5 protein-coding genes are annotated in these 10,200 nt (G+C 76.1%); 2 read left to right on the top strand and 3 right to left on the bottom strand.

Annotated features, from left to right (window positions below):
- Window positions 1–26 precede the first annotated feature (26 nt).
- The 3 genes from ACZ6EJ_RS24735 to ACZ6EJ_RS24745 form a co-directional block, all read right to left on the bottom strand.
- A complete protein-coding gene (locus ACZ6EJ_RS24735; RefSeq protein WP_469270095.1) occupies window positions 27–3,248 on the bottom strand; it encodes a protein kinase in 3,222 nt (1,073 codons plus the stop codon).
- A 234-nt stretch (window positions 3,249–3,482) separates the two neighbouring features.
- Window positions 3,483–5,558, bottom strand: coding sequence for a serine/threonine-protein kinase (locus tag ACZ6EJ_RS24740; protein WP_469270097.1), 2,076 nt, complete (start codon window positions 5,556–5,558; stop codon window positions 3,483–3,485).
- A gap of 559 nt (window positions 5,559–6,117) precedes the next feature.
- Window positions 6,118–7,824 (bottom strand): glycerol-3-phosphate dehydrogenase/oxidase, encoded by a 1,707-nt coding sequence (locus ACZ6EJ_RS24745; RefSeq protein ID WP_469270100.1) that lies wholly within the window; start codon window positions 7,822–7,824, stop codon window positions 6,118–6,120.
- 247 nt (window positions 7,825–8,071) lie between these two features.
- Between ACZ6EJ_RS24745 and ACZ6EJ_RS24750 the strand changes: the two genes are divergently transcribed.
- Both ACZ6EJ_RS24750 and ACZ6EJ_RS24755 read left to right on the top strand, forming a co-directional pair.
- On the top strand, window positions 8,072–9,334 hold the full coding sequence (locus ACZ6EJ_RS24750) for a nucleotide sugar dehydrogenase (RefSeq protein WP_469270103.1): 1,263 nt from the start codon (window positions 8,072–8,074) through the stop codon (window positions 9,332–9,334).
- Window positions 9,335–9,460: 126 nt separating this feature from the next.
- Window positions 9,461–10,054 (top strand): hypothetical protein, encoded by a 594-nt coding sequence (locus ACZ6EJ_RS24755; RefSeq protein WP_469270105.1) that lies wholly within the window; start codon window positions 9,461–9,463, stop codon window positions 10,052–10,054.
- Window positions 10,055–10,200: the final 146 nt, after the last annotated feature.

The following is a 10,200-nucleotide window of genomic DNA, read 5'->3' on the forward strand; positions in this document are numbered from 1 at the left end:
TGTCACGCACCGTTGGTGAGGTGCGGTCAGCGATCGACCCGGTACGAGGCGACGGCCTGCCGGTAGATCTCGCCGACCCGGTCGCGCTCGCTCTCGGGCCCGATGACCTGGACGATGTGGTAGCGGCCGTCGACGATCAGGGCGAGGTTGCGGACGAACACCTCGCGGCCGCCGCTCTCCTGCCAGGTGAACTGGCCCTCGGCCATGGACTGCCGGCCGACGTCGACGCGGCGCAGCCCGGAGGACGAGGACCAACTGGAGTCCCGGAACGGCTGCAACTCCGGCTCCTTGTCCCGCTGGTAGGCCAGCGGGTCGCTGCCGGCCGCCTTGACCGTGTCGCGGCCGGGCACCACCAGCAGGGTGAACCCGTCGCCGGCGTACCGGATCTGCCGGTCGGTGTTGGCGGGGCTGCGCCGCCAGTCCTTCGGCACGCCGACCGCGAAGCCCTCCGGGTCCTCGCGGAGCGTGTAGCCGGGGGTGAGCGCGACGGCGGAGCGGCTGGTCTGCGGCTGCTGCGACCCGGTCTCGGCCGACTCCTCCGCGGGGGCGGGCGGTTGGGGCACCCCCGAGGCGTTCCCCGCACCGGCGGAGGCGGCGGGAGCGGTCGGCGCGCCCTGCGCCCCGCCCTGCCGGGCGGGCTCCTGCCGGGGCATGAACATCACGGCGTACGCGATGGCGGCCACCATCAGCAGCAGGATCAGGACCAGCAGCAGGCGGCCCAGCCGCCTGGGGGCCGCGCCCTCGCCCCGGCGCGGCGGCTCCCGCAGGACGCGGGGGCCCTTGGGGGTGCGCGGCGGCCGGGCCGGGCGCTCGTCCTCCCACGCCCCGACCGGCACGGGCGCGGGGCGCTCGGGCGGCAGCAGCGAGTCGTCCCCGACCGGCGGGAGGACGCCCCCGTGCTCCTGGGGCGCCTGCCGCCCGCCCTGGCGGTGCCGGCCCTGGGCCGCGCTCCTGCCGAAGCGGCTCCACCGCCTGCGGACCAGCTCGCCCCGGCGGCGTACGACGGGGAGCCGGCCGGCGTCGGCCGGCAGCGGGACCACGTCGACCCCCGCCTCCGGCTCCGGGGCGGACCGCACCAGCGAGCGCAGCCAGCCGCTCAGCTCCTCGACGTCCGGCCGCTCCGTGGGGTCCTGGCGCAGCAGGGACTCGACGACGGGGCGCAGCGGGCCGCACTCCTCCGCGAAGGCGGGGGGCTCGGCGCACACCATCTGGACCAGCTCGGCGGCGTTGTCCTCCGGGTAGGGGGCGTGGCCCTGGACGGCGCGGTAGAGCAGCGCGCCGAGCGCCCACAGGTCGGTGGAGGGGCCGATCGGAGGGGCGAGCCGCCAGTTGTCGTGGACGGGACCCGCCTGTTCGGGCGCCCAGCGCTCGGTGACGGCCCCGACGACGGCGATCCGCGCCTGCCGGGCGCGTTCGGCGGCGAGCGGGGTGGTGGGGCCGCGGTAGGCGTCGGGCTCGCGGCCGCCCGCGACGGCGTCCTCCCAGGCCCGCGGGGCGTCCCGCCCGGCGGGGGGCCGGACGGTGGGGACGGGCGGCTTCGCCGCCGGGGCGCCGGGCCGCCGGGAGTCGGCGCGCAGCGCGTCCTCCCCGGACCCGCCCGCGGGCACGGGGCGCCCGGCGCCGGGCCCGTCGTCCCAGACGCCGGCGAGGTGGACGCGGCGCACCGGCGGCCGGGGGCCCTCGTCGTCATCGTCGTCGGTGTCGTCGGCGTACGGCTCCTCGGCACGGGCCGTCCAGGGCGGGCCGGGCAGCCGGGGCGCGCCGGGGGCGTCGGCCGGCCGCGTGCGGGGGAGCACGCCGGTGTCGGCGTCGTCGCCGGGGGCGGGCGGGAGCGGCTTCGCGGGGTCGGCGGGCTGCCGATCGTCGGTGATCCGGGCGGCGGCGCGCGCGCCCGCCCGGTAGGCCGCGATGGCCCCGGCGCGCGCGGCCCGCGCGCGGGCGGCGCTCTCCGCGCCCGGCTCGGACTCGGCGGCGTACGGAACGGCGGAGGGGGCCGGGCGCGCGCCGAGCCCCTGCTCGCCGCGGGAGCCCTCGGCCCCGTACGCCTGGGGCGCGCGAGGGCCTTGCGGGATGCCGTGGGAGGTCTGGGGCGCGTAGGGCTCGCGGGGGCCGTACGGGGCGTCCGCTCCGTACGGCCCGTACGCGGCGTGCGGCCCGTCCGCGTCTCCCGCACCACGCGGTGCGTACGCCTCGCCGGTGCCGTACGCGTCCTCCGCGTCGCCCTGGCCGTACGGCCCGTACGTCTCGCCCGTGGCGTGCGCCTCGCGCGGCTCCTCCGCGTCGTACGCCTCGTCCTCGACGTACGCCTCGTACACCTCGTCCGCGTCCGGTGCGGGGCCGAGCGCCGGGGGCGCGCCCCAGCCCTGGTCCGCCCGCTGCTGCGGGAGGGGGCCGCGCTCCTGGCCGGGGGGCAGGGCGCGATCCTCGTCCCACCGCGAGGCGTACCCCTGCGGCAGCGGCGGCACGGGCCGCTCCCAACCGCTCCGGCCCTCGCGGTCGTCGCCGTCCTCGCCCGTCTCGAAGTCCTCGGGATCCTCGCCGTCCTCGAAGTCCTCGGCCGGCGGGAGCGTGTGCGCGTCGGGGAAGTCCTCGTCGTCCGGGTCCCGCTCGACGGCCGGGAGGTCGTGGGCGTCGAGGGCCTCCGCCAGGTCCTCGTCGGGCTCCGGAACGGGGGCGTAGCCGCACAGCGCCTCCTCGGCGGCGCCCGCCGCGAGGCCGGTCAGCACGACCCGGCCGTCATCGCAGACCAGGACCGTGCGGACGGTGATGTTGCGGTGGGTCCAGCCGTGGGCGTGCAGCACGCGCAGGGCGGTCAGCACGTCGGAGCCGATCTCGGCGGCCCGGTAGGGGTTCAGGGGGCGTTCGGCCAGGAGAGCGGCCAGCGGGCGCGCCGCGACCAGCTCGCTCACTATCCACAGGGACCCCGCTTCGGCGAACACGTCGAAGACCTGGTCGAGCCGGGGGTGGTCGGGCACCTGGGCGGCCGCCTGCGCGGCCTCGATCGCCCGCCGGACCGCGGGGTCCGTGCTGCGGCGGACCGCCCGTCCGGCGGCGCGTCCCGAGGAGGAGCGGCCGTCGGCGTCGAGCACCTCCGCGTCGACGATCTCGGGCAACGGCACCTGGCGGAGCAGGACTTCCTGCCCGCTGTACGTGTCGAACGCGCGTGTTTCGACCAGTTCGTACCCGTCGGACGGGGGCAGCGGAAGGCGGTAGCGGTCGGCAAGCACCCGACCCGCGTAGTCGTCCACGACGCCTCCCCGAAGCGCGCTGTCCCCCGGCCGTCACGATCGTGCGCGGCGGTCCGGTCCCGGTCGGTCGGCGGGCGATCGACCTGCGAACCGGGCCGCGCGCGGTCTCCAGCCTCTTACGATACGTGGCGGCACGGACAGACGGGCCGGGTCGTGACAACCTGGCTCGAACAAAGGTCCGCCCGGTGCCCGCCGCGCGCTTCTCCGCAGCCCGACCCCGGCTCTGACGACTCGTCAGCCCTTGGGCTCGAACGTGGTGAACGCCGTCTCGCGCAGCGTCCGGCACTCGGCGGCGTCCCACGCGTCCACCCGGCAACTGATCATGATCGAGTAGCCGCGCTTGGCGTCGACCTTGAAGCCGCGGTTGAGCACCTTCACGCGGACGCCGTTCTGGGTGCGCTCGAACGTCCAGTCCGCGACGGTCGGGTAGCCGTTGTACTCGACCTTCTTGATGCCGATGTGCCGGTAGCCCTTGCTCAGCACCTTGGCGCTCCCGACCGCGCCGCGCCAGGCGGCGGCCGCGTCGCCCCCGGGCGAGGCGGTGAAGTCGACCTGGACGCGGGGGAAGCCGCCCCGCTTCGCGTTGTAGACGCCACCGGAGTTGGAGCCCGCGATGGCGGTGCGCGAGAAGCCCGCGGGCATCGCCATGACGAAGTGGAACCGGGTGTCGGTGACCGCCTCGTACCCGGCGGGCAGCGCGCCGCCCGTGCCGTCCGGCCCGTCCGTCCCCTTGTCCTGGGACGGGTCGGCGGAGGGGGCGTCGGACGGGTCGTCGGAGGCCCGGCCCTTGTCCGCGCCCTGGCTCTCCTTGCGGCCGTCGCCCTTCTCGCCGCCCTCGCCGGTGGGCCCGGCCGAGGCGGCGGTGCCGCTCCGGCCGCCCTGCTCCTCGTCGCCGCCGCCGAGGGTGAGCGCGAGGACCGTGCCGAGGACGGCCAGCGCCACGACGGCCGCGATGATCGCGAGGGTGCGGCGGGGCACCACATCGGTGATCGAGGCCCGGACGGGCGGCGTCGAGGAGGGGGGCCGCCCGGCGGACGCGGGAGCGTTCGCCGCCGCCGCCGGGCGGGCGGCGGCCTTCGAGCCGGCGGCTCCGGTGCTCGCGGTGACGGTGGCGGTGGCCGCCGGGGACGCCGCGCCGAGGGACCCCGGCGGGGTGGCCGGCTTCGGCGGCGTCGCGGGCGAACCGGTGGCCGCGACGGCCGGGGTGGCCTGGGCGGCCGCGGCGACGCCCGCCGCCGCGCCCGCGGCCGCCGCGGGCGCGGCCTTCGCGTTGCGTACGGAGCGCAGGGCCCCGCGCAGCCGGTCGCGCGTCCCCTCGCCGGTCTCGCCCGCCGCGGTGGGCTGCTTCGGCGGCTTGGGGGCCTTGGCCGCCTTCGGCGTCCGCTTGACCAGCGGATCGGCGGCGGGCACCGTCGGCAGCGCCATGAGCTGGGTGGAGTCGACGGGCGCGGACTCGTCGGGGCCGTTGATCACGGCCTTGAGCAGCGCCCGCGCGCCGGCGTCGTCGAGACGCTGCTCGGGGTCGCGGTCGAGCAGGCCGTAGATGACGTCGGTGAGCGGCCCGGCGTTCTTCGGCGGGTCGAGCGGTTCGGTCATCACGGCCGTCAGCGTGGCGATGGCCGAGCCCTTGTCGTACGGCGGGCTGCCCTCGACGCTCGCGTAGAGCAGTCCGCCGAGCGACCACAGGTCGGCGGGCGGTCCGGGCTTGTGGCCGCGGGCCCGCTCCGGCGAGATGTAGGAGGGGGCGCCGACGAGCATCCCGGTGGAGGTGACCGAGGGGTCGCCCTCCACCTGGGCGATGCCGAAGTCGGTGAGCACGACGCGCCCGTCCTCGGCGATGAGCACGTTGGACGGCTTCACGTCGCGGTGCAGGATGCCCTCGCGGTGCGCCGAGCGCAGCACGTCGAGGATGGCGAGCCCGACCTCGGCGGCCCGCTTCGGCGTCAGCGTGCCGTCCTCGCGGATCGCCTCGGCCAGCGACTTGCCCTCGATCAACTCCATGACGATCCACGGGCGGTCGTCCTCGTCGACCACGTCGTAGACGGTCACCGCGCTGGTGTTGCGGATACGGGCGATCGCCTTGGCCTCACGCAGGGTGCGCGTGATCAGCCGCCGCTTCTCCTCCTCGTCGATGGCCGACGGGAACCGCAGTTCCTTGACCGCGACCGTACGGCCCAGCGTCTCGTCGGCAGCGCGCCAGACCGTGCCCATGCCGCCCCGGCCGAGCACCTCCCCGAGCCGGTAGCGCCCCGCGAGGAGACGCCCGTCCTGGTCCCGTTGGGGCTCCTGTGCCTGCTCCGCCTCCGACATGCGTCCCCTCTGCGATCAACCCGCCCTGGCAGAGCGTTCATTGTCCCTCACCCCGAGACCGGTCCTGGTGCCGGGTCCGGGCCCCGCCGCGACGCGGCCCGGAGAGGGAAGCCCCTCGCCGTACCGGCGTCCGGGGGCCGCCCACCGCCCCCTCGGCGCGTTCGCCGGCCGGCAGTGCGGCGGCGGACACGCCCAGGGAACCACACCCCGCCCCCACAGCCTCCTACCAACCCCGCCTCCCCGTCCAGGGCCCCCGCGCGGCGGGGCGGCCGACGTCCCGTCAACGGGGCGGGCGGCGACGCGTGATGGCGACGCGCCGGGGCGCCGGATCCCCACCGCGCCGGGGCACAAGCCGTCCTGACCCCCTGTCCACACCCTGGACAGGGGGTCAGGACGCCCGCACGCCCCGCCACCGGAGCCACCGCGTCCGCACGCTCCGCGCCGGGACGAACCGCGCCGCACACCCCGCACCGGACACGACACCCGCCCGCCTCGCCCCCGGAGCCTCCCCGTCCGCACGCCCCGCACCGGAACGGCCCGCCCGACGCGGCCGGTCCGCTCACGCCGGGGCGATGTCCGGAGCCCCCAGCCGCGCCGCGTCCGCCGTCAGGTCGTCGGGCTGCCGCTGCGACTCGCGCTCGGCCTCCACCCGCTTCTCGTAGTGCTCGACCTCCCGGTCGACGCGGCCCTGGTCCCAGCCCAGCACCGGGGCCATCAGCTCCGCGCAGAGCCGGGCGCTGCGGGTGCCCCGGTCGAAGGTCTCGATGGAGATCCGGGTGCGCCGGGTCAGCACGTCGTCGAGGTGGCGGGCCCCCTCGTGCGAGGCCGCGTAGACGATCTCGGCGCGCAGGTAGTCGTCGGCGGCGGGCAGGGGCGCGGCCAGGGAGGGGTCGGCCGCGATGAGTTCGAGGATCTCCTCGGTCAGGGAGCCGTACCGGTTGAGCAGGTGCTCCACCCGTGCGACGTGGAGCCCGGTGCGGGCCGCGATGCGGGCCCCGGCGTTCCACAGGGCCCGGTACCCCTCGGCGCCCAGCAGCGGGGTGTCCTCGGTGACGCAGGGGGCGACCCGCTGGTCGAGTCCGTGGACCGCCTCGTCCACCGCGTCCTTGGCCATGACGCGGTACGTCGTGTACTTGCCGCCCGCCACGACGACCAGGCCGGGCGCGGGATGGGCCACCGTGTGCTCGCGCGACAGCTTGCTGGTCGCGTCCGACTCGCCCGCCAGCAGCGGGCGCAGACCGGCGTAGACGCCCTGGACGTCGTCCCTGGTGAGCGGGGTGGTGAGGACGGTGTTGACGTGCTGGAGGAGGTAGTCGATGTCGGCGCTGGAGGCGGCCGGGTGGGCCTTGTCCAGGTCCCATTCGGTGTCCGTGGTGCCGATGATCCAGTGCCGGCCCCACGGGATCACGAAGAGGACGGACTTCTCGGTGCGCAGGATGAGGCCGGTGGAGGAGTGGATGCGGTCCTTGGGGACGACGAGGTGGATGCCCTTGGAGGCCCGTACGTGGAACTGCCCGCGCTCCCCGATGAGCCCCTGGGTGTCGTCGGTCCACACGCCGGTGGCGTTGACCACCTGTTTGGCCCGGACCTCGTACTCCCCGCCGCTCTCGACGTCCCGCACGCGGGCCCCGACGACCCGCTCGCCCTCGCGGAGGAAGCCGACGACGCGGGCCCGGTTCGCCACGGGGGCCCCGTAGGAGGCGGCGGTGCGCACCAGCGTGGTGACGAAGCGGGCGTCGTCCATCTGGGCGTCGTAGTACTGGAGCGCCCCGACCAGGGCGTCCTTCTTCAGCGCGGGCGCGACCCGCAGGGCGCGTCGGCGGGAGAGGTGGCGGTGCACGGGGAGGCCGCGCCCGTGGCCGGAGGAGACCGACATCGCGTCGTAGAGCGCGACCCCGGAACCGGCGTAGAACCGCTCCCACCCCTTGTGCTGCAACGGGTAGAGGAAGGGCACCGGCTTCACCAGGTGCGGGGCCAGCCGCTCCAGCAGCAGCCCGCGCTCCTTGAGCGCCTCCCGGACCAGGGCGAAGTCGAGCATCTCCAGATAGCGCAGCCCGCCGTGGATCAGCTTGCTCGACCGGCTCGACGTGCCGGAGGCCCAGTCGCGCGCCTCGACCAGCCCGGTGGAGAGCCCTCGGGTGACGGCGTCCAGTGCCGTGCCCGCGCCGACCACGCCCGCCCCCACGACCAGCACGTCCAGTTCGCGCTCGGCCATGGCGGCGAGCGCGGCGGCGCGCTCGGCGGGTCCCAGTGTCGCTGTCCTCACTGCTGCCTCCCGGTGGATCGGGGTGGTCGGACACGGGAGTGCCACCCGGCCGAGGGGCCGGCCGCCCGTGCCCACCCCTCGATTCTGTCCGCGCTCACCGAGTTCAGCCACCGCCTGTGGACAACACCCCGGCGACCGGAACCGCGCAATGCGACATTCAGGTCATATTTACGCCTAGTCTGACATTGCGCTGTCCTCAGCAGTTGCGATCTTCGTTCTCCGGCCTTAGGGAAGGACGGCTCTCCACATGCCCGCAGACCTCGCCGTCGTCGGACTCGGTCACCTCGGCCTGCCCCTCGCCCAGGCCGCCGTGAGCGCCGGAATCGACACCGTCGGCTACGACCCCGACCCGCGCCCCTGCACGGAGCTGCGGGCCGGCCGCACCCCGGTCGAAGGGGCCCTCACCGCCTCCGAGATCCGCCGGATGCTCTCCGCCGGGTTCCGGCCCACCACCGACGCCGCCGAGCTCGGCCGGGTCCGGACCGCCGTGCTCTGCTCCCCCACCCCGCTCGGCCCCGACCGCACCCTCGACCTCACCGCCCTGGGCGACGCCGCCCGCGCGCTGGCGGCCCGCCTGCGCCCGCACACCACCGTGCTGCTCGAATCCGCCGTGCCGCCCGGCACCACCGAGAACGTCCTGCGGCCCCTGCTCGAAGAGGGCTCCGGGCTGGTCGCCGGACGCGACTTCCACCTCGCCTGCTCCCCCGGCCGGCTCGACCCCGGCAACCGCACCCACCACTACGCCAACACCCCCAAGGTCATCGGCGGCCTCACCCCCGCCTGCACCGAGTCGGCCGCCGCGTTCTACGGACGGCTCACCGACAAGGTCGTCCGGGCCCGCGGGCCGCGCGAGGCGGAGATGACGAAGGTGCTGGAGACCAACTTCCGCCACGTCAACATCGCGCTGGTCAACGAGATGGCGGTGCTCTGCCACGACCTCGGCGTGGACCTGTGGGACGTCATCCGGTGCGCCGAGACCAAGCCCTTCGGCTTCCAGCCCTTCCGCCCCGGCCCCGGCGTCGGCGGCCACGGCGTCCCGGTGGACCCCGGCTGCCTGCCCTACACCCCGCGCACCCCCGGCCACCCGCTGCGGATGGTCTCGCTGGCCCAGGAGATCAACGACCGGATGCCCAGCTACGTCATCCAGCGCAGCGCCACCCTGCTGAACGAGCACGGCAAGTCCGTCCGGGGCGCGCGCGTGCTGCTCCTCGGCGTCACCTACAAGCCGGACACCGCCGACCAGGAGGCCGCCCCCGCCCGCGAGATCGCCTCCCGGCTGATGGACATGGGCGCGCAGGTCGGCTTCCACGACCCGCACGTCCAGGACTGGCGGGTGCGCGAACGCCCCGTCCCCCGCGCGGACTCGCTGTACGAGGCGGCCGCCGCGGCGGACCTGACCGTCCTGCTCCAGCAGCACCGCACCTACGACCTCCAGGGCCTCGCGGTGAAGGCGCAACTCCTCCTGGACACCCGCGGCGCCACCCCGGCGGGGGCCGCCCACCGGCTCTGAGGCGGTACGGGCCGCCGGAAACGGCGGGGCCCGGCTCCGGGCGCCCTGCTAGCCTGCGGCGTCACCGAGCGCACAGCCGTGCGCCTCCCGCACTGTCGTGCGCAGCCGTCCCAGGGGGAGCCCGCCATGAGCCAGCCCGTGCCACCGCCGAACCAGCCCCAGCAGCCCGCCGGGGGCAACCCGTACGCCGGCGGACCCGTCGGAGGCAACCCGTACGCCGGTCAGCCCGGCCGGCCCGCTCCGGGCGGCAACCCCTTCGCGCACCAGCAGCCCGGCCCGCACGGAGGCGCGCCCTTCGCCCCGCCGCCCCCGGTGCGCCCCGCGCGCAACCTGGCCCTCGGCCTGCTGGTCGCCCTCGGCGCGGCGATCGTCGCGGGCATCCTGTACGGCGTGATCGCGGGCTCCATCGAGCGCGAGGTCGGCTACGCGGCGGTCGGCGTCGGCTTCCTCGTCGGCTTCGCGGCCGCCAAGGTCGGCGGCTCCCACCCGGCGGTCATCGGCGCGGCGGCCCTCTTCTCGCTCGGCGCGGTCTACCTCGGCCAGCTCGTCGGCATGTCGATGGTGATGGCGGAAGGGGCCGGGGTCGCCTTCTCCGAGGTGTTCTTCGACCACTTCGACACCGTGACGAAGATCTGGAAGGAGGAGGCCGACTTCATGACGTACCTCTTCCTGGCCCTCGGCCCGATCGCCGCCGTCGGCGGTTCCCGCAAGGCCGACTGACCCCCGGACGCGCGCGTACGGCGAAGGGGGCGGGGGGGGGGGGAGGGGGGGGGTGGGGGGTTGGGGGGTGGGGGGGGGGGGGGGGGGGGGTTGGGAGTCAGACACGGCCCACTTAAAGGAGTGGAAACCCCCCGAGGGGCCGGGGC

Source organism: Streptomyces sp. NPDC041970, assembly GCF_055588985.1.